18 protein-coding genes are annotated in these 19,790 nt (G+C 68.5%); 8 read left to right on the top strand and 10 right to left on the bottom strand.

What is annotated here, in order from left to right:
• The first annotated feature begins 77 nt into the window (after positions 1-77).
• Positions 78-443 carry a hypothetical protein gene (locus ABQE44_RS12360; RefSeq protein WP_448430032.1) on the top strand — a complete coding sequence of 122 codons (366 nt, stop codon included), beginning with the start codon at positions 78-80 and terminating at the stop codon, positions 441-443.
• Between the two features lie 6 nt (positions 444-449).
• On the opposite strand, the gene ABQE44_RS12355 is transcribed toward ABQE44_RS12360, so the two are convergent.
• Together ABQE44_RS12355 and ABQE44_RS12350 are read right to left on the bottom strand one after the other, a co-directional pair.
• Positions 450-1,604 (bottom strand): RNA polymerase sigma factor, encoded by a 1,155-nt coding sequence (locus tag ABQE44_RS12355; RefSeq protein WP_448430031.1) that lies wholly within the window; start codon positions 1,602-1,604, stop codon positions 450-452.
• A 7-nt stretch (positions 1,605-1,611) separates the two neighbouring features.
• On the bottom strand, positions 1,612-2,019 hold the full coding sequence (locus tag ABQE44_RS12350) for a YciI family protein (protein ID WP_448391641.1): 408 nt from the start codon (positions 2,017-2,019) through the stop codon (positions 1,612-1,614).
• A gap of 169 nt (positions 2,020-2,188) precedes the next feature.
• Between ABQE44_RS12350 and ABQE44_RS12345 the strand changes: the two genes are divergently transcribed.
• Complete coding sequence (locus tag ABQE44_RS12345) at positions 2,189-3,358, top strand: site-2 protease family protein (protein WP_448430029.1); 1,170 nt, start codon at positions 2,189-2,191, stop codon at positions 3,356-3,358.
• Between the two features lie 49 nt (positions 3,359-3,407).
• Here ABQE44_RS12345 and ABQE44_RS12340 read toward each other — a convergent pair whose 3' ends face one another.
• Positions 3,408-4,985: an FMN-binding glutamate synthase family protein gene (locus ABQE44_RS12340; RefSeq protein ID WP_448430027.1), complete on the bottom strand. Its 1,578-nt coding sequence runs from the start codon at positions 4,983-4,985 to the stop codon at positions 3,408-3,410.
• A gap of 86 nt (positions 4,986-5,071) precedes the next feature.
• Here ABQE44_RS12340 and ABQE44_RS12335 point away from each other — a divergent pair, with 86 nt between their 5' ends.
• On the top strand, positions 5,072-5,425 hold the full coding sequence (locus ABQE44_RS12335; protein ID WP_448430025.1) for a VOC family protein: 354 nt from the start codon (positions 5,072-5,074) through the stop codon (positions 5,423-5,425).
• Position 5,426: 1 nt separating this feature from the next.
• Here ABQE44_RS12335 and ABQE44_RS12330 read toward each other — a convergent pair whose 3' ends face one another.
• Positions 5,427-6,032, bottom strand: a complete 606-nt coding sequence (locus tag ABQE44_RS12330; RefSeq protein ID WP_448430023.1) for a class I SAM-dependent methyltransferase — start codon at positions 6,030-6,032, stop codon at positions 5,427-5,429.
• 66 nt (positions 6,033-6,098) lie between these two features.
• Here ABQE44_RS12330 and ABQE44_RS12325 point away from each other — a divergent pair, with 66 nt between their 5' ends.
• The 4 genes from ABQE44_RS12325 to ABQE44_RS12310 all read left to right on the top strand — a co-directional run bounded on the left by ABQE44_RS12325 (position 6,099) and on the right by ABQE44_RS12310 (position 11,751).
• Positions 6,099-7,193: an NADH:flavin oxidoreductase gene (locus ABQE44_RS12325; RefSeq protein WP_448430021.1), complete on the top strand. Its 1,095-nt coding sequence runs from the start codon at positions 6,099-6,101 to the stop codon at positions 7,191-7,193.
• Positions 7,194-7,245: 52 nt separating this feature from the next.
• Positions 7,246-8,475: an oxygenase MpaB family protein gene (locus ABQE44_RS12320; RefSeq protein ID WP_448430019.1), complete on the top strand. Its 1,230-nt coding sequence runs from the start codon at positions 7,246-7,248 to the stop codon at positions 8,473-8,475.
• A gap of 63 nt (positions 8,476-8,538) precedes the next feature.
• Complete coding sequence (locus tag ABQE44_RS12315; RefSeq protein WP_448430017.1) at positions 8,539-10,866, top strand: Tex family protein; 2,328 nt, start codon at positions 8,539-8,541, stop codon at positions 10,864-10,866.
• A gap of 72 nt (positions 10,867-10,938) precedes the next feature.
• Positions 10,939-11,751 carry a TspO-related membrane protein gene (locus ABQE44_RS12310; protein ID WP_448391634.1) on the top strand — a complete coding sequence of 271 codons (813 nt, stop codon included), beginning with the start codon at positions 10,939-10,941 and terminating at the stop codon, positions 11,749-11,751.
• On the opposite strand, the gene ABQE44_RS12305 is transcribed toward ABQE44_RS12310, so the two are convergent.
• From ABQE44_RS12305 to ABQE44_RS12280, 6 genes are all read right to left on the bottom strand, one after another.
• Complete coding sequence (locus ABQE44_RS12305) at positions 11,748-12,695, bottom strand: mechanosensitive ion channel family protein (protein ID WP_448391633.1); 948 nt, start codon at positions 12,693-12,695, stop codon at positions 11,748-11,750. The two genes, ABQE44_RS12310 and ABQE44_RS12305, sit on opposite strands and share 4 nt — an antisense overlap.
• Before the next feature lie 49 nt (positions 12,696-12,744).
• Entirely contained in the window at positions 12,745-13,017 is a 273-nt protein-coding gene (locus ABQE44_RS12300; protein ID WP_448391632.1) for a putative quinol monooxygenase, read from the bottom strand.
• A 13-nt stretch (positions 13,018-13,030) separates the two neighbouring features.
• On the bottom strand, positions 13,031-14,218 hold the full coding sequence (locus tag ABQE44_RS12295; RefSeq protein WP_448430015.1) for an acyl-CoA dehydrogenase family protein: 1,188 nt from the start codon (positions 14,216-14,218) through the stop codon (positions 13,031-13,033).
• Positions 14,211-15,416: an acyl-CoA dehydrogenase family protein gene (locus tag ABQE44_RS12290; protein ID WP_448391630.1), complete on the bottom strand. Its 1,206-nt coding sequence runs from the start codon at positions 15,414-15,416 to the stop codon at positions 14,211-14,213. The genes ABQE44_RS12295 and ABQE44_RS12290 overlap by 8 nt, the downstream gene beginning before the upstream one ends.
• Positions 15,417-15,521: 105 nt before the next feature.
• Positions 15,522-16,352 (bottom strand): LLM class F420-dependent oxidoreductase, encoded by an 831-nt coding sequence (locus tag ABQE44_RS12285; protein ID WP_448430216.1) that lies wholly within the window; start codon positions 16,350-16,352, stop codon positions 15,522-15,524.
• 36 nt (positions 16,353-16,388) lie between these two features.
• Positions 16,389-16,946: a COG4315 family predicted lipoprotein gene (locus ABQE44_RS12280; protein WP_448391629.1), complete on the bottom strand. Its 558-nt coding sequence runs from the start codon at positions 16,944-16,946 to the stop codon at positions 16,389-16,391.
• 104 nt (positions 16,947-17,050) lie between these two features.
• Here ABQE44_RS12280 and ABQE44_RS12275 point away from each other — a divergent pair, with 104 nt between their 5' ends.
• The gene (locus ABQE44_RS12275; RefSeq protein WP_448391628.1) at positions 17,051-19,615 is read left to right on the top strand and encodes a DEAD/DEAH box helicase; all 2,565 of its coding nucleotides are present in this window, start codon (positions 17,051-17,053) and stop codon (positions 19,613-19,615) included.
• Positions 19,616-19,790 lie beyond the last annotated feature (175 nt).

The following is a 19,790-nucleotide window of genomic DNA, read 5'->3' as shown; positions in this document are numbered from 1 at the left end:
GGGGAAAACCTGAGCGGCCTTGATAGGGTCGCAACCACGGATTTCGCGGCGCTCTGCCGAATGTGGAAAGGACGTCGATGCTCGCCCTGACAACCTGGACTGGCGCCCTGCTCGTCGCGACCGGGGTGATCGCCTATGTCGTCACCGCTTTTGTCAGCGTCACGGCGCTGATCCCCGCGTTCGTCGGGGTGCTGCTGCTTCTCGCCGCGCTGGTCGCCCATCGTGCGGAGAAGTTCCGCAAGCCCGCCATGCATGTGGCGCTGGTGATCGCGCTGCTCGCGGCGCTGGGTGCATTGCGCAACGTCGCCAAGGTCGGCGACCTGTTCGCAGGTACCGCCGAACGCCCGGCCGCGATCATCACGAGCATCATCATGCTGGTGCTGCTCGTCATCTACCTCGTCGCCGGGGTGCGGTCGTTCATCAAGGCGCGCGCGGCACGGTAACGGGGCTCACCGGCTCGAAAGGCGCTGCCGCAGGGTGGCCGCGCGCAGCGTGAGGTGGTTACGCTCGGCGAGAGTTTGTGCCTGCGAAGCGGCTTCGTGGTAGAGGTGCGCGGCGGCGGCCAGGTCCCCGGCCCGCTCCCGGAGATAGGCGACGGCCGCGGTGTAGCGCGGCAGCGTCGCGTCGAGTTCGGCCAGCGCGGCCAGGCCGGCCTGCGGTCCGTCGGCCTCGCCGACGGCCACAGCGCGGTTGAGCCGCACCACCGGGCTGTCGGTCAGTGCGACGAGCTCGTCGTACCACTCGACGATCTGCACCCAGTCGGTCTCGTCGGCGCTCTGCGCGTCGGCGTGCAGCGCGGCGATCGCGGCCTGCACCTGATATTCGCCGGGCCGGTCGCGGGCCAGCGCGGCCTGAAGCACGGCCACGCCCTCGGCGATCAACTCGCGCCGCCACCGGCTGCGGTCCTGTTCGGCCAGCGGCACCAAGCTGCCGTCGGCACGGGTGCGGGCCGGCCGTCTGGCGTGGTGCAGCAGAAACAGGGCGAGCAGGCCCGCAACCTCCGGGTCGTCGGTGGTCGCGGCGAGCTGCCGGGTCAGCCGGATCGCCTCGGCAGCCAGGTCGACGTCGCCGGTGTATCCCTCGTTGAACACCAGGTACAGCACCCGCAGCACGGTGCCCAGATCGCCGAGCCGATCCATCCGAACCTGGCTCACCGTGCGCTTGGCCCGGCTGATCCGTTGGGCCATCGTCGATTCGGGCATCAGATACGCCTGCGCGATCTGGCGGGTGGTGAGCCCGGCGACGGCCCGCAGCGTCAGCGCGACGGCCGACGCCGGCGTCAGGCTGGGGTGCGCGCACAGGAAGTACAGCTGCAGGGTGTCATCGGTGGATGTGGCCGGGCCGGGCGGCGGCTGCGCGGCCACCCGGACCTCACGGCGACGGCGGGCGTCGTCGGATCGGCTGAGGTCGACGAAGCGGTGCCACGCCGTGGTGATCAGCCAGCCCCTGGGGTCGCGGGGCGGCCGGTCGGGCCAGCTCTCGATGGCCCGGACCAGCGCCTCCTGCACGGCGTCCTCTGCGGTCGCGAAGTCCGCCCCGCGGCGGACGAGGGCCGCGAGCACGCCGGGGATCAGCTCCCGCAGCTGCGCCTCGTCCGCAGGCACCGACGACCTACTCGGTGATGGTCGGCGCAGCGGTCAAAAACGGCCGCAGCTCGAGCCACTCGTGGATCGGCTTACCGCCCGCGCCGGGCGCCGCCGACAGCTCACCGGCGAGTTCGACCGCGCGGTCATAGGAGTCGACGTCGATGATCATCCAGCCCGCGATCAGATCCTTGGTCTCGGGGAACGGGCCGTCGGTGACGGCGGGTTTACCGTCGCCGTCGAAGCGGACCCAGGCGCCGTCCGGGGCCAGGGCCTGGCTGTCGACGAACTCGCCGCTGGCCTGCAGCCGGGCGGCGAAGTCGTTCATGTACTTGATGTGCGCCTCGACCTCGGCCGGTGTCCACTGATCCATCGGCACGTCGTTGACGGCCGCGGGCGCACCCCGGTAATGCTTGAGCATCAGGTACTTGGCCATGAGTTCTCCCTTCGCAAGTGGCGACCCTAGTGGTCGCTCACCTATGAGACGGAGCCGTCGCATCGTTCTCGACAGCCCGACCCGGCCGGTGACGGATACTCGACGGTGATGGAAGCCCGCGGTTTCTTCATCATCCCTGCGGGCGCCCGAGGTGACCACGGAAGGAGCCATGGTGAAGGCGACGGTGCGGCTGGGACGGATCGCTGGTGTATCGGTCGGGGTGCACTGGAGCGTTTTGGGCATTGTGCTGTTGCTCGTCGTCGGCCTGTCAGTGCAGTTCCGGGTGCTCGCCGAGGGGTACGCGACCTGGGAGTACATCATCGCCGCGGTGGTGACCGCGGTCCTGTTCGTGTTGTCGCTGCTGGCCCACGAGATCGCGCATGCGATATGGGCGCGACGCAACGGTGTCGGGGTCGAGGGCATCACGTTGTGGCTGCTCGGCGGTGTCGCCCGGCTGACCGGTGACGCCTTGACCCCGGGGGCGGCGTTCCGCATCGCGGTGGTCGGGCCGCTGACCAGTTTCCTCGCCGCGGCGGTGTTCGGCGTGGCGGCACTGCTCGCCGACGACGCCGGGTTCAGCTCGCTGACCGTGACCGTGCTGTCCTACCTGGCCCTGATCAACGTGGTGCTGGCCGTTTTCAACCTCATTCCGGCCGCGCCGCTGGACGGGGGCCGGATTCTGCGTTCGGCGATCTGGGCGTGGCGCGGTGACCAGTTCGTGGCGACGGTCTGGGCCGCCCGCGCCGGACGGCTGTTTGGCTTCCTGCTGATCGGCCTCGGCCTGATGCGGATTCTCTCCGGCATGGGCGGGCTGTGGTGGATTTTGTTGGGTCTGTTCATCGTCACGATGGCCAGCGCGGAAGAACACCAGGCCCGCACCACCACGATGCTCGCCGGCGTGCGCGTGGTGGACGTGATGACCGCGGATCCCGAGACGGTTGACGGTGAGCGCACCGTCGGCGACTTTCTGCGCGACGTGATGTTGCTGCGCCGGCATTCCGCCTTCCCGCTGGTCGACGGGTTCGGCCGGGTCGAGGGGCTGATCACGTTCAACCGGTTGCGCTCGGTTCCGATTCGCGACCGCGAAACGGTTCGGCTGCGCGACGTGGCGTGCCCGCCGCAGGACATCCCGTCGGCCACACCCGAGGAACCGCTCACGGACCTGCTGCCCCGGCTCAGCGGCTGCGCGGACGGCCGCGCCCTGGTGTACGACCAGGGGCGGCTGGTCGGCATCGTCTCGCCGTCCGACATCAGCCGCGCGGTGGCCCTGCACGGTATGGGGCTGTGGGCAGGCAGCGGCGGTGCGGACATCACCACCGACCTGCGCCCGCGTCGGTGATTTCGGTGCGTAAACCTGCGCTCAGCGATGGTTTGCGCACCGAAATCGCTCAACCGACGGCGGATCGAGACGGTTGCGCCGAGCCGCGGCGGGGTTCGGCGTGCGTCATGATCCAGGCGATTTCCTCGCGGTCGGTCGCCGACGGCAGTCCCATCCCCGGGGTGTATCCGTAGACCTCGTGCAATGGTGTGGAGTGGGTGCGCCCATCGAGGATGTCGACGGCCTCGGTGCTGATCAGCCCGGGATGCTCCACCCCGCAGGCTTCGGCGATCTTGACCAGGTCGCGCCGCAGCGTCTTGACGTAGTTGGCGGCGCGCACCGCCTTTTCGTCGGGCACCAGGCCACGGGTCAGCCAGGCGTTCTGGGTGGCGACGCCGGTGGGGCAGGTGTCGGTGTGGCACTTCTGGGTCTGGATGCAACCGACCGCGAGCATCGCTTCGCGTGCGACGTTGACCATATCGCAGCCGAGCGCGAAACCGACCACGGCATTGCCGGGCAGGCCGAGCTTGCCGCCGCCGATGAACGTGACCTTTTCGTGCAGGCCGCGTTCGGCGAAGATCCGGTACACCTGCGAGAACCCCAGTTGGAACGGCAGCGACACGGCGTCGGTGAAGATCAGCGGCGCGGCGCCGGTGCCGCCCTCGCCGCCGTCGATGGTCACGAAGTCGACCCCGCGTTCGCTTTCGCACATGAGGTCGGTGAGGTCATGCCAGAAGTCGAGATCGCCGACCGCCGATTTGATGCCGACGGGTAAGCCGGTCTCGGCGGCGAGCAACTCCACCCAGTCCAGCAGGCTGTCGGCATCGGAGAACTCCGCGTGCCGCGACGGGCTGACGCAGTCCTGTCCTTCCGGAATGCCTCGGGCAGCGGCGATTTCGGCGGACACCTTGGGCGCAGGCAACAGCCCGCCGAGGCTCGGCTTGGCGCCTTGGCTCAGCTTGACCTCCAGCGCCCGCACCGGCGCGCTCGCCACAAGCGCCTTGAGCCTCTCCAGGTCGAAGCGGCCGTCGGCGTCGCGGCAACCGAAGTAGGCGGTGCCGATCTGGAAGATGAGCTCACCGCCGTTCCGGTGATACTTGGCGATGCCGCCCTCGCCGGTGTTGTGCAGACAGTCGGCCAGTGCAGCGCCCTTGTTGAGGGCCTCCACGGCGTTACCCGACAACGACCCGAAGCTCATCGCGGAGATGTTCACCACGGAATTGGGCCGAAATGCCCCTGGCCGGTTGCGGGCGGCACCGATCACCTTGGCGCTGGGCAACCAAACCTCGCGGGGGGCGGCCGGCGCCGACACCGGTATGGCGCGGCCGAAGGTGTGGTGCTTGATGATCGGATAGCCAGGTGTGTGCTCGACGTTGTTGTCGGTGCCGAACCCGAAGTAGTTGTTCTCTTGTTTCGCCGAGGCATACACCCACCGCCGTTGGTCGCGGGTGAACGGCCGTTCTTCGTCGTTGGACGCCACGATGTACTGGCGCAGTTCGGGGCCGACGGATTCGAGAAGGTATCGCGCGTGTCCGATCAGCGGGAAGTTGCGCAGCAGCGCATGCTTGTGCTGAAAGATGTCCCGCGCGGCGACGGCGGTCACCGCCGTGGCGGTCGCAGCGGCGAGCGCGCGTAGCGGTCTTCTCATGACCCTCAGGGTTTCCAGGCCGCGGGGAGGCGAAACCCCAGGTCGTTTCCGCCTTATGATCTAAGGGATTTCGACTAGGAGGCAGCGTGAGTGACCATGACGTTCGGATGATCATCCTGTCGACCGATGATCTCGACGAGTCGATTCGGTTCTACACCGAGACGCTGGGGATGTCGTTGAAGTTCCGCGACGGTGCGCATTTCGCCGCGCTGGACGGCGGGTCCGTCACGCTGGCGCTGGCCACCGCCGTCGACCATCCCATCCCCGGCAAGGTGGTCGTCGGGATCAAGACCGACGACGTCGACGGTGCCGCGAAGGCCGTCGAGGACAGCGGCGGCGGCGTCGTCAACCACCCCTACGACGACGCACACGAACGGCGTGCGGTGGTCTACGACAACAAAGGCAACGGGCTGGTGTTCTACAAACCGCTGGCGCGCTGAGCTACGCCGGTCGCAGCAGCGCGACCAGGAAGTCGGAGTCGTCGGTGAACGGCCGCAGATCCCAGGTGGACAACCGCAGATCGGGCGTCAGCCCCGCCTCCGCCACGTCTTCGAAGAACCGGTCGAACGGGTAGTCGCGGCCTGCGCCGAACCCGACCACCACGCGGCCGTCGGCCGCCAGGTGCGCGCGCAGCCGACTCAGCACCACTCCACGAGTGCTCGGCGCGAGGAACGTCACGACGTTGCCCGCCGAGACGATGACGTCGAACGGGTCGGCGATGCCGCGCGCGGGCAGGTCGAGTTCGGCGAGGTCGCCGACGAGGTAACGCGGCCCGGGGTAGTCCTGCTCGGCGGCTTCGATGAGCGCCGGGTCGACGTCGACGCCGACCACCTGGTGCCCGGCCGCCGACAGGTATCCGCACAACCGGCCGGGTCCGCAGCCGGCGTCGAGGATGCGCGCGCCGCGGGGCACCATCGCGTCGACCAAGCGTGCCTCGCCGACCAGGTCCTCGCCGGCGCGCGCCATGGACCGGAACCGTTCGATGTACCACTGCGAATGCCCGGGATCGGCCGTGACTTTCTGCATCCAGATGCTCTGTTCGACCATGACCGCATTGTCTCAGGACAGAACTGCGCGCGGAATCACCGTCGGGGCCGAAGCGTTGCGGGGGACATGGCCCTAGACGATCTGTTCACACCGCTGCGCGTCCGCTCTTTGACCGTGCCCAATCGATTCGCGATGGCGCCGATGACCCGGCAGGCGTCACCCGGCGGGGTTCCCGGCGCCGATGTGGCCGAGTACTACCGCCGCCGCGCCGCCGGCGGCGTCGGGCTGATCATCACCGAAGGGATCCGGCTGCCCGACCCGGCCGCCGGATATCCGCTGCGCATTCCCGCCCTGGCCGGCGACGAAGTGCTCGACGGCTGGCGGCGCGTCGTCGCCGGGGTGCACGCCGAGGGCGCCACGATCGCCGCGCAGCTGTGGCACCAGGGCGCCGAACGCGACGACGCCGACGGCGTGACGCCGGTCAGCCCGTCGGGCGTGGACGGGCACGGGCAACCGAAAGGGCGTGCGCTGCGCACCGATGAACTGACCCAGCTCACGCAGCTGTACGCGCGAAGCGCGGTCACCGCGCGTGAGGTCGGCTTCGACGCCGTCGAACTGCACGGCGCGCACGGCTACCTGTTGGACGAATTCTTCTGGGAACGAACGAATCTGCGCACCGACGACTACGGCGGGCCGCTGGCCGCGCGGACCCGGTTTCCCGCCGAGGTTGTGGCCGCGGTGCGCGCCGCGGTCGGTCCCGACTATCCGATCATCTTCCGGTTCTCACAGTGGAAGGGCACCGACTACACGGCGACCATCGCCGAGGACCCGACCCAGTTGCAGGAACTGCTGACGCCGTTGGTCGACGCCGGGGTCGATGTCCTGCATCCCTCGACGCGCAGACACTATGCGCCGGCGTTCCCCGACCACGACAGCGACCTCAGCCTCGCCGGCTGGACGAAGAAGGTCGCCGGCGTACCCGTCATCGCGGTCGGCTCGGTCGGGTTGGAGACGCAGTTTCGCAGTGAACGACGCGGCCAGGTCATCGCGCCGGCCCCGGTCGACCGCCTGGTCGAGCAGTTCGACGCCGGCGAGTTCGACGTCGTCGCCATCGGGCGTGCGTTGCTGGCCGATCCGGGGTGGGTGAATCGGTTGCGTGCCAACGAACTCGACACGTTCGCAGGATACGACCCGCAGACCGCGCTGGCGTCACTGGCCTGAGTGCCTCGACGGCGGCACGGTGCCCACTAGCTGGCTGCGGTATGAAAGAAGCATGCCGAGCGCCTTCCGATATCCGGACGGAAACGGTCGGCGTGTCGCGCTGCGCAACTCGGTGATGCGGTGCACCGGCGTCGATCTCTTTCCCACCGACGCCGTCGCACGGGCGTTCATCTCCGGCCTCAACGAGGGCGACCCCGTCGCGGAGCGGTTCGTCGCCGAGACCTACCACGGTGAGCTCGGCGCCAGGAAGGCCCGCGACCTCGTCGAGCGGGCGCAGCGCGACGGCATCGACAACGTCCCGGAGGCGCCCGACTCCATGCGCGCGCTGTTCGAGGAGTTCGAGCAGTTGCCCGAGTGGGTGGATCTAGTCCTGGTCGAAGAGGGCGCCGCGGTGTGGCGCCGCTGGGCCTACGCGCTCGGGGCGTTGGGCAACGCAGGCACCAACGACACCTACACGGAGGGCTGGCTGGCCGTGCCGCTGTCGCTCTCCGGCGGCTATGCCGGTCAGCGGGCGCTGCACCGTTACCTGGAGACCTCGCGGTGGTGGATCGAGGTCTGCCGACCAGGCGCTATCCTCACGCCGGGCTCAGCGGGTCGCAACATCTCGTTGCACGTGCGCGTCATGCACGTCAGCATCCGCGAGCGGGTCAGAGCGCATCCGGAGTGGGACGCCGAGCGGTGGGGGCTGCCGATCAGCCAGTCCGCCATGCTGCTGACCCTGCTTGGCGGAAGTGTTGCCCCCGCGTTCGGCCTGTACCTGCTGGGTCACCTCACCTCACCGCGGGAGATGCGGGCGGTGCTGCACTTCAACCGCTACTGCGGCCACCTGGTCGGGGTGCGCTGCGACGGCTACTTTCCCGAGACCGTCGCCGACGCCTGGCGGATCCTGTTTCTGGCCGACGCCGCGCGCAGCTACGACAGCGCCGACACCGGGAGGGAACTCGTCGAATCGTTCGTGCCCGCCTTCGCGCCCGCCCCGGCGCACCGCGGCCTGGCACGGCTGCGCGCCCAATACCACTACCGGGTGCAAGCCGGGTACCTCGGGCTGTACATGCTGCCGTGGAACCGCCGCCGCTACCGCTTACCGTCGGCGTTGCCGGGAATTCTGTTGCTGCTGTTACGGTCTCCGGCCATTTTCACCCTCGAGCTGGCGCGGCGTGCGTCCGGCCGAGTGGACGGTTGGTGGCAGCGGGTCAACCTGAGACGGTGGGAGAAGTGGCTGCAGTGGCAGTCCGGCGGCAAGGCGGCGGCGTTCGAGGCGGCCGCACCGCTGCGTCGCTGAATCCTTGCGACACGGTAAGGGCACACGTTCGTCGCTGTCGGACCTGCCATGTAGAGTCGCCGCGTGCCACAGAGCTCAACCGTGAAGTCTGTAAACACCCGTCTTGCTGAGGAATTGGCGGTCGAAGAGGCGCGGGTCGCCGCGGCCGTACGGCTGCTCGACGGCGGCGCCAGCGTCCCGTTCATCGCCCGCTACCGCAAGGAGGCGACCGGAAGCCTCGACGACGCGGCGCTGCGCACACTCGAGGAGCGCCTGCAGTATCTGCGCGAGCTCGACGACCGGCGCGCCGCCGTGCTGGCCTCCATCGACGACCAGGGCAAGCTCACCGACGAGGTGAAAGCCGCGCTGATGGCGGCCGACACCAAATCGCGTGTCGAGGACATCTACCTGCCCTACAAGCCGAAGCGGCGCACCAAGGCGCAGATCGCCCGCGAGGCCGGGTTGGAGCCGCTGGCCGATCGGTTACTGGCCGATCCGACGCTGGTCCCCGAGGAAGCTGCCGCACCGTTCGTCGGCAATGACGTCGCCGACGCCGCCGCGGCACTCGACGGCGCACGCCACATCCTCACCGAGCGAGCCGGCGAAGACGCCGCGCTGGTCGGTGCCGTCCGCGAAAAGTTCTGGAACAGCGGCTCGCTTCGCACCGCGCCATACTCCGATGCGGTGTCCAAGAGCGCTGCGGCGCAGAAGTTTCGGGACTACTTCGAGTACGGCGAATCGCTCGAGACCATGCCGTCACACCGGGTGCTCGCCGTGATGCGCGGTGAGAAGGAAGAGGTGCTGGCGCTGAACTTCGACGGCGGTGACGACGCGGGATACCACGCCATGATCGCGAAGGCGCTCGGCGTCGACATGGCCTTGCAGGCCGCCGCGACGCCGTGGCTGGTGGGCACCGTCGAGTGGGCGTGGCGCACCAAGCTGATGATCTCGGCCAAGGTCGACGCCCGCATCCGGCTGCGTAACCGCGCCGAGGAACAAGCCGTCGCGGTGTTCGCGACCAACCTCAAGGATCTTCTGCTGGCCGCCCCCGCAGGCAACCGCACGACGCTCGGCCTGGACCCTGGCTTTCGCACCGGGGTGAAGGTCGCCGTCGTGGACGGCACCGGCAAGGTGCTCGACACCGCCACGATCTTCCCGCATCAGCCTCAGCGCCAATGGGATACGGCCAAGGCCACGCTGGCGGCGCTGGTCGCCCGGCACCGCGTCGAGCTGATCGCCGTCGGCAACGGTACCGCGTCACGCGAAACCGACGCGCTGGCAGCCGAACTCATCAACGACATCCGCGCCGCGGGCGCCGACGCACCGACGAAGGCGTTGGTGAGCGAGGCAGGCGCGTCGGTGTATTCGGCCTCGGTGTATGCCACGCGTGAGCTGCCGGCGCTCGACGTGACGTTGCGTGGCGCCGTGTCGATCGCGCGGCGCCTGCAGGATCCGCTGGCCGAGCTGGTCAAGATCGACCCCAAGTCGATCGGCGTCGGGCAGTACCAGCACGACGTCACGCCCGGCACACTCGTCCGCAGCCTCAACGCCGTCGTGGAGGACGCGGTCAACGCGGTCGGCGTCGACCTCAACACCGCATCGGTTCCCCTGCTCGCGCGGGTGTCGGGCGTATCGGAGTCCCTGGCCGAGGCCATCGTCGCACACCGCGACACCACCGGCCCGTTCCGCAACCGCAAGGCGCTGCTCGACGTCCCGCGGTTGGGGCCCAAGGCATTCGAGCAGTGCGCCGGGTTTCTGCGGATCCGCGGCGGCGACGATCCCATCGACGCCTCCGGTGTGCACCCCGAGGCGTACCCGGTGGTCCGCCGCATCCTCGACCGCGCGGGCATCACGCTGACCGAGCTCATCGGTAACGAGCGGGTGCTGAAGTCGCTGAAACCCGCAGACTTCGCCGACGACCGGTTCGGCACTCCCACGGTCACCGATATCCTCGCCGAACTCGAGAAGCCCGGGCGTGACCCGCGGCCGGCGTTTTCCACTGCGACGTTCGCCGCGGGCATCGAGAAGGTGGCCGACCTGAAACCCGGCATGGTGCTCGAGGGCGTCGTCACCAACGTGGCCGCGTTCGGTGCGTTCGTCGACGTCGGCGTGCACCAGGACGGCCTGGTGCACGTCTCTGCGATGGCCGACCGGTTCGTGTCCGACCCCCATGAGGTCGTGCGATCCGGTCAGGTGGTGCGGGTGAAGGTGATCGAGGTCGACGTCGAGCGGCAACGGATCGGGTTGAGCCTGCGGCTCAAGGACGCGCCGGGCGACAAGGGCAAACGCTCCGAGCGCGCCGGGCCCAGCCGCCGCGACACCGGTGCGCGTCGTGACAAAGGGACACGGCGGCCCGAGGCACCGACGGGATCGATGGCCGACGCCTTGCGTAAGGCCGGCTTCGGGCGCTGACGCGCCCCGATGGTTCGAACTCCCTGCAAACGGGCATGTACGGCGTACCCGTTTGGAGCAGAGGAGCACCCCATGGCCGACAGAGCCGTAGAGCGCCGGTCGAGTTCGACGTTGCTGTTACCACTCATCGTCACGCTGGCGACGGTGGCCACGCTCGTCGTGAATTACCTGGCCAACAGCCTGCCGATCAACGGCCAGACCACCGGTGACATCACCCGTCGCATCGAGGTGTACTTCGTGCCCGCGGGCTATGTGTTCTCCATTTGGAGCCTGATCTACTTCGGGGTGATCGCCTACAGCGTGTACCTGAGCCTGACCATGGCGCAGGGCCGATCCGACAGTGGCGCCGCGCGGGCCATCGCGCCCTGGTACGTGCTGACCGCGGTGGCCAACTGTTGTTGGCTGTTCGCCTGGCACCACAACCAGTTCGCGCTGAGCATGCTGCTGATGGTCGTGTTGCTGGGCGCGCTGATCGTCATCTACCGCCTGCAGGTCGACCGGCCGCCGGCCTCGACGCTGGAACTGTGGGTGGTGCACATCCCGTTTCGCGTCTATCTGGGCTGGGTCTCGGTGGCCACGATCGCCAACGCGACGATCACCCTCGACGACGCCGGCTGGACGGGCTTCGGCCTGTCCGAGCCGACCTGGGGTGTGATCATGGTCGTGGTGGCGGCGGCGCTGGGGCTGGTGATGAACCTGCGCCACAACGACATCGCCTACCCGCTGGTGATCATCTGGGCGCTGATCGGCATCGCGGTGCGCCTGAACGAGACCACGCCGATCCTGATCGCCTCGCTCGCCGGCGCGGCCGTGCTGGCGCTGGCAGTGGTGCGCGCGTGGGTGGCCGTGTCCCGCAACCGCGACCGCAGCGGCGGCGCCGCCTAACGTCCGACCACGGCCTGGATGCGTCCGCGCGGGTACGGCATGTCGATGCCGTGCTCGTCGAACGCACGCAGGATCTCCGCCCGAAGTTGGCGTTGCACGCTCCACTGCTCGTTCGGGCGCGTCTTGAGCAGGATCCGCAAGGTGTACAGGTCCGGCGCGACCTCCTGAACCCCGTACATCTCGGGTTCGCCGAGCACCTTGGCGGCCATCGGCGGCTTGGCCACCGCCGCCACCGCGGCCTCGAGGGCGACCTCCTTGGCCTTCTCCACATCGGCGGACAAGGAGACCGGCAGTTCGAGCCGCGCGTAGGCCCACTCCTGGCTCATGTTGCCCACGCGCACGATCTCGCCGTTGCGCACGTACCAGAGGGTGCCGTCGATGTCTCGGAGCCTGGTGATCCGCAGTCCGACGCTCTCGACCTCACCGATCACCTCGCCGAGGTCGACGATGTCACCCACCCCGTACTGGTCCTCCAACAGCATGAACATGCCGCTGACGAAATCGCGCACCAGGTTTTGGGCGCCGAAGCCGATGGCCAGACCCACCACACCGGCAGAGGCGATGAACGGGGCGATGTTCACCCCGACCACGCTGAGGATCGCCAGGATCACCCAGGTGAGCAGGACGATCGACACGATCGACTTGAGCACCGACCCGATGGTCTTCGCCCGCTGCTGTCGCCGCTCGGCGATCTGCGCACTGGTGGCGACTTTCGGCACCTTGTCGCGCAGGTGGCGCAGCAGTGGCGGCTTCGTCTGTTCTTGCGGCTGTTCCTCGCTGCGCGTCTTGCGGCGCCTACCGGTGGTGGCCCGGTCGATCATCCGGTGCAGGATGTACCGCACGATCAGGGCAACCACCAGGTACACGGCGATCCGCACCGGCACCTCGATCAGCCAGTGCCGGTTCGTCTCCGTCCATTCGAAAGCTAGGCCGTAAACGTCCATGACCCCGACCGTACGGACGTTTCCCGACTTGTCATAGTCGGGTCCGACCTCAGGAGTCGTACTGCGCGACAGGTTCGGCGTGCACCGGCGGTTCTTTCAGGGCGAGCTGCTGTGCAATCGCCGGGATGTCCGGATCGGCGAGGAACCGCTGATAATCCTCGGCCGCCCAGTCGAAGTACACCCACACCTTGCCGGAGTCGTCGGGATCACAGAACACCCGCGAACCCTTGCAGCCGTGTTCCCTGCGCTTCTCGGCACCCACCGTCGAGAACGCCTCGAGGAACTGATCGAGGTCGTGCACTTTGGCGACGGTGACGATCATCGCGCCGTCCTCGTCAGACGGGCAGGCCGTCGGCGACGCGCGGCACCCGGTTGGCCTCGGTGTCGTCCAGCACCATCGCCGCGATCCGGTCCCGGTGCTGCTCGGCGCTGCCCAGCAGCACGGCGTCGGTGGTGGCCCGCTTGTAATAGAGGTGCGCCTGGTGCTCCCAGGTGAACCCGATGCCGCCGTGCACCTGGATGGTGTCGGTGGCGACATGAGTCAGCGCGGACGAACACACGGCCTGGGCGATACTGGTCGCCAACGCCGGATCGTCCGATCCGTCGGTCAGCGCCCAAACCGCATGGTAAGCAGTGGATCTGGCGTGTTCGACGTCGACGAGCAGGTTCGCAAGCCGGTGCTTGACCGCCTGGAACGATCCGATCGGCCGGCCGAACTGCAGTCGCGACTTCGCGTACTCGACGGACAGGTCGAGCAGATGCTGTGCGGCGCCGACCTGTTCGACGGCCAGCAGCGCCGCCCCGACCTGTAACGCATGGTCGAGCACCCGCGCGGTCTCGTCCGCTCCGGCGACCAGGCGAGCGGGCGCCTCGGTGAGCGTGACGTTGGCCGCGGACCGGGTGAGGTCGAGGGTGTCCAACGGGGTGCGCTGCACGCCGTTCGCGGTGGTGTCGACGGCGTACAGCGCGACCCCGTCGGATCCGCGGGCAGCGACCAGCAGAACGTCGGCAATTGCCGCGTCGACCACTTGAGTAACCGTGCCCGACAAGGTATTTCCGTCGGCGGTCACTGTCACCGCACCCGCGTCGAATACGCCAGCCCGGTCGGTGACCGCGACCGCCGCGGTGCGGTTGCCCTCCATCAGGTCGCCGAGCAGCCCGTCGCGCACGTCGCCGGACCCGGCCGCCACCAGCACCGGGATCGCCAGGTAGACCGTGCCGAACAGCGGCCCGCACGCCAACCGGGCGCCGAGTTCCTCGATCGCGACGGCCTGGTCCACCAGGGTGCCGCCGACGCCGCCGTCGGCCTCGGGCACCGAAAGGGCCAGCACGCCCAGCTCACCGCCCAGCCGTGCCCACACCTTGGGGTCGAACGGCGGGTCGGCTTCCATCAGTTCGCGAACCTTCTCCTCGGAGAAGTGCTCGGCGCTGAACTTCCTTACGGCGTCGCGTAATTGGTTCTGTTCGTCGGTGAACTTGTACTCAGCCCGATATTCGGGCTGGTTCGCAAGCTTCTCAGCCACGGGGGATCTCCTTCCAGGGCATCCCCGCGTCGGCCCGCAGATCGCCGGGCAGCCCGAGGATGCGTTCGCCGAGGATGTTGCGCATCACTTCGGATGTACCGCCTTCGATGGTGTTGGCGCGGCTGCGTAAGAACCGCTGCTGGATGGGTCCCTGCCAGTCGGTGTCTTCTCTGGCGGCACCGCCGCCGCGGCCTTGTTGATAGCCGTGGTACAGAAGCCCTTCGGGGCCAAGGAAATCCATGCACCACTGGTAGATGTCCTGGTTGAGTTCGGCGCCCACCAGCTTGCCGATCGATCCTTCCGGGCCCGGGCCGCCGACCGTGGCGGTGGCCCGCGAGCGCTCCGAGGTGAGGCGCTGGGCCTCCGAGCGCAACCACAGCTGCGTCAGCCGGTCACGCAGCACCGGGGTGTGCCGTTCGGGGCGTGACGCCCACAGCCCGGTGGCGTCGGAGATGGTGCCCGCACCGCGCCTACTGCCGCTGCCGCCCAAGGCGGTGCGCTCGTTCATCAGGGTGGTCATCGCGACGTTCCAGCCGTTGCCGACGTCGCCGAGCCGGTGCTTGTCGGGGATCCGCGCGTCGGAGAAGTAGACCTCGTTGAACTCGGCCTGACCGGTCATCTGGCGTAGCGGACGGGTCTCCACCCCTTCGCCGTGCATGTCGATGACGAAGTAGGTCAGGCCCTTGTGCTTGGGCACGTCCGGGTTGGTGCGGGCCAGCAGCAGTCCCCAGCGGGCGCGGTGGGCGAGGCTGGTCCAGACCTTCTGGCCGTTGATCACCCAGTCGGTGCCGTCGAGCACCGCGGAGGTGGCCAGCCCGGCCAGGTCGGATCCGGCGCCCGGTTCGGAGAACAACTGGCACCACAGGTCCTCGGTGGTGGCCAAAGGCCGCAGCCATTGCTGCTTCACCTCGTCGGTCTGCGCGTGCTCGCGGATCGTCGGCGCCGCCATGCCGTACCCCATTGGGTTGAGCCCCAGCGGCACCGGCCCTCCCGCGCCCTGGAGAATCCGGTCGGCTACCGCCTGCAGTCCGCGGGACACCCCGAGTCCGCCGAGGCCGTCGGGGAAGTGCACCCACGACAAACCGGCGTCGTAGCAGGCACCGAGGAACTGCTGGACGGGCACCGTTTTCGGGTCGTGTTCGGCGACGACTCCACGCGCCAGTTCGGCGACCCGCTCGGCATCAGCGTCATTGCTCATGCAGCCACAATAGAAACTCGACACCTGTCGAGGGCAAGTGGGATGGGAACAGCCGCGATTGTGTGGCCCTAGCGAGCCCAGGCCCCGCGCAGACCACCCCAACAGTCAGCCGCGGTACTTGGCGACCGCCTCGGCGTACTCGTCGAGCAGTCGAAGCGAGGCGTCGAGCGGCTTGGTCGGCAGCAGCAGGTTCACCTGCCGGTAGCCCAGCTTCTCCATCGCCTCCCAGTACTGCGGATCGATCGGGGTGCCGAACGTGGTGAGCGGTACGTCGTGGCCGGCCGCCGCACGCAGCTGCTCGACGCGTTTGGTCAGCCGCTCGACCGGCAGCGGGTTGGAGATCCAGCCGCCCTGATGGCGAACGATGCGTTTGACGGTGGCGTCGGAGTCGCCGCCGACCACGATCGGCGGGTGCGGTTTCTGCACGGGTTTGGGCCGCAGGTACGACGCGTCGAAGTCGACGTAGCGACCGTGGTATTCGGCGGGTTCGCTGGTCCACAGCGCCTTGATGGCCTCGATGCGTTCGTCGAGCAGCGCGCCGCGCGTCTTCGGATCGGTGCCGTGATGGCGCATCTCCTCGAGGTTCCATCCCGCGCCGACACCGAACACGAACCGTCCGCCCGAGATGAGGTCGATGCTGGCGGCCTCCTTGGCGGTGACGATCGGATCGCGCTGGATCAGCAGGGCGATCCCGGTGATCAACTCGATCTGCGACGTCACCGCCGCCGCGGCGGCCAGCGTGACGAACGGATCCAGCGTGCGGTAGTACACGCCGGGCAGCTCCCCGCCGCCCGGATAAGCCGATTCACGGCTCGCCGGGATGTGGGTGTGCTCAGCGACCGCCAACGACTTGAAGCCGCGCTCTTCCAGCGCCCGCGCCAACGCGACCGGGTCGATGGTGTCGTCGTTGACGAACGTCGAAATTCCGAACTCCATGCGCGCCACAACGCTCCTTCCGAACGCGGCTATTCCTCAGGCCAGGGGTTGGCCGTCTTTGGCCAGCACGTGCCATTCGCCGCCGAACATGTCCAGGCCCTGTCCGTTGGCGACCCGATCACCGGTATCGCCTGCGTACCGGTACAGCGGCATCCGGTTGTAAGTCACCTGATCACCGCCGTCGCGGCGCGCGACGATGTGCACCGACGCCACGTCGATCCCGATCGTGCCCGCCGGATCGCCGCGTGCCAGCAGCGGCACCCAGGTGTCGGCGCAGGCGCCGTAACAGGTCGGCTCGTTCGGGCCGTCCGCCGTAAAGGCGTACAGGGCGCGGCCCGTGCTGTCGACGACGATCTCGCCCAGGTCGCCTCGGTCCTCGATCGCCAGCGACACCTCTCGGGTGGGCACGACCTTGGTGTTCGACGGGGGCGGGACGGGCTCCGGTGTCACCGCCTCGGTCCTCGGCGTCGCCACCGGACTCTGAGTGGTCGTCGTCGCTGAACTGGTCGCAGCCTTGTTCGTGAACGCCGAGCATCCGGTCAGCACCAGCGCACTCAGCGCGAGCATCGAGACAGCAGTTCGTGGCATGGGCATGATCAATTCTTTTCCAGCCACGACCCCGCTCAAACCCGGCCTGCGGGGTGCACGGCATGCTCGGTGGTGCAGGCAACGAGCCAGGAGAGGCGGTTTGGTAAGGCATGACCGACACCGCTGCGCTGCTCGACGATCCGGGCGATCTGTCCGCGCTGCGCGCCAAGGGCGCCGACCCCGACGAGCTGTTCGCGTCCTTTGCCGTCTGGGCCGAGGCCAACGGCACCGTGCTGTACCCGGCGCAGGAGGAGGCGCTGATCGAGTTGGTCAGCGGCGCCAACGTGATCCTGGCGACCCCGACCGGTTCGGGCAAGTCGCTGGTGGCCACCGGCGCGCTGTACGCGGCGCTGGCTCGATCATCGGCAGGACACGGCCGCAGCTTTTACACCGCGCCGATCAAGGCGCTGGTCAGCGAGAAGTTCTTCGCGCTCTGCGAGGTGTTCGGCGCCGCCAACGTCGGCATGCTGACCGGCGACGCCGCGGTCAACGCCGACGCCCCGATCATCACCTGCACCGCCGAGGTGCTGGCCAATATCGCGCTGCGGGAGGGCGGCCAGACGGACCCAGCCGCCGACATCGGGCTGGTGGTGGCCGACGAGTTCCACTTCTACGGCGACCCCGACCGCGGGTGGGCATGGCAGGTGCCGCTGCTGGAGTTGGCCGGGGCGCAGTTCCTGCTGATGTCGGCAACGTTGGGTGACGTCTCGTTCTTGCGCGACGACCTCACCCGGCGCACCGGGCGGCCGACGGCGCTGGTCGCCAACGCCGAACGGCCTGTGCCGCTGTACTTTTCGTATGCAACCACCCCGATGCACGAGACGATCGGCGACCTGCTCGACACCAAACAGGCCCCGATCTACGTCGTGCACTTCACCCAGGCCTCGGCGCTGGAGCGCGCGCAGGCGTTGATGAGCGTCAACGTCAGCACCAAACAGGACAAGGCCGAGCTTCGGGAGATGATCGGTGCGTTCCAGTTCTCCACGGCGTTCGGTACGACGCTGTCGCGCCTGGTGCGACACGGGATTGGCGTGCACCACGCCGGGATGCTGCCGAAGTACCGGCGGCTGGTCGAACAGTTGGCGCAGGCCGGGCTGCTCAAGGTGATCTGCGGCACCGACACGCTGGGCGTCGGCATCAACGTGCCGATCCGCACCGTGGTGTTCTCGGCGCTGTCGAAGTACGACGGTGTGCGCACCCGGCTGCTCAACGCCCGCGAGTTCCACCAGATCGCGGGCCGGGCCGGTCGGGCGGGTTACGACACCGCGGGCACCGTCGTCGTGCAGGCACCCGACCATGAGGTGGAGAACCTCAAGCAGTTCGCCAAGGTCGCCGACGATCCCAAGAAGCGCCGAAAGCTGGTGCGCCGCAAGGTGCCCGAGGGCATGGTGCCGTGGAGCGAGTCGACCATGAACCGGTTGATCGAGGCCACGCCCGAACCGCTGACCAGCAACATGCGGGTGTCGACGGCGATGCTCCTCGACGTCGTGGCCCGCCCCGGGGATCCGTTCGAGGCGATGCGGCGGCTGCTGACCGACAACCACGAGCCACGCAAACGGCAACTGCAGCACATCCGCGAAGCCGTGGGCATTGCGCGGTCGCTGCTGCAGGCCGGAGTGGTGGAACGCCTCGACGAACCCGGCCCCGACGGCAGCAGGTACCGACTGACCGTCGATCTACCGCCGAATTTCGCGTTATATCAGCCACTTTCGACCTTCGCGCTCGCGGCCGTCGACGTGCTCGATCCCGCGTCGGAAGGCTTTGCGCTGGATGTGGTTTCGGTGATCGAGGCGACGCTGGAGGATCCCCGTCAGATCCTGGCGGCACAGCTGAACAAGGCCAGGGGTGAAGCGGTCGCGGCGATGAAAGCCGAGGGCATCGAGTACGAGGAGCGCATCGAGTTGCTCGACGACGTCACCTACCCCAAACCGCTCGAGGAGTTGCTCGAGCACACCTTTGAGGTGTACCTGCAGAGCAACCCGTGGGCCGCCGACGCCCGGCTGTCCCCGAAGTCCGTGGTGCGCGAAATATGGGAACGCGCAATGACGTTCCGCGAGTACGTCAGCGAGTACGGTCTGACCCGCGCGGAGGGTGCAGTGCTGCGCTACCTGTCCGACGCATACCAGGCGCTGCGGTCCGGGGTGCCCGCCGCAGCCAGGACCGAGGAGCTCACCGATATCGTCGAGTGGCTCGGTGAGCTTGTCCGCCAGGTGGATTCGAGCTTGCTCGACGAGTGGGAACAGCTGACCAGCCCGGACCAACCGCACGACGCGCCGGTCGCGGTGCCGGCCCCGCCGCGCCCGCTGACCGGCAACGAGCGCGCTTTCACGGCGATGGTGCGCAACGCGTTGTTCCGGCGGGTGCAGTTGTTCGCCCGGGCTCGCTGGGACGAACTCGGCGCGCTGGACAGCGGGTCGGGCTGGACGGCGCAGCGCTGGGCGGACGTCGGAGAGGACTACTTCGACGAGCACGACGACGTCGGCACCGGCGCCGACGCCCGCGGTCCGGCGCTGCTGATCATCGACCGTGCGCCCGAGGTGTGGCGGGTGCGGCAGATCTTCGACGATCCAGGGGGCGACCGCGACTGGGGCTTCACCGCCGAGGTGGATCTGGCCGCCTCCGACGAGGCCGGCGCACCGGTGCTGCGTGTGACCGACGCGGGCCGCCTCGACTAGCTCCGAGTTGTAACGCCACCACAACCGGAGCGGACGGCGTTGTCCGGGTAAGGCAAGCGCTTTGCGGTTTTCCAGGCGACCATGGACGAAACAGCTTTCACTCCAGAGAAGGTCACGGTGCACCGCCATGGTGGCAACGATGCGCGCAGGACCGCCGGCGGGTGGCCTGACGAGG

The organism is Mycolicibacterium sp. XJ2546, assembly GCF_053483195.1.
The sequence above is the reverse complement of the archived record's forward strand: the minus strand, read 5'-3'. Positions and strand labels throughout refer to the sequence as shown.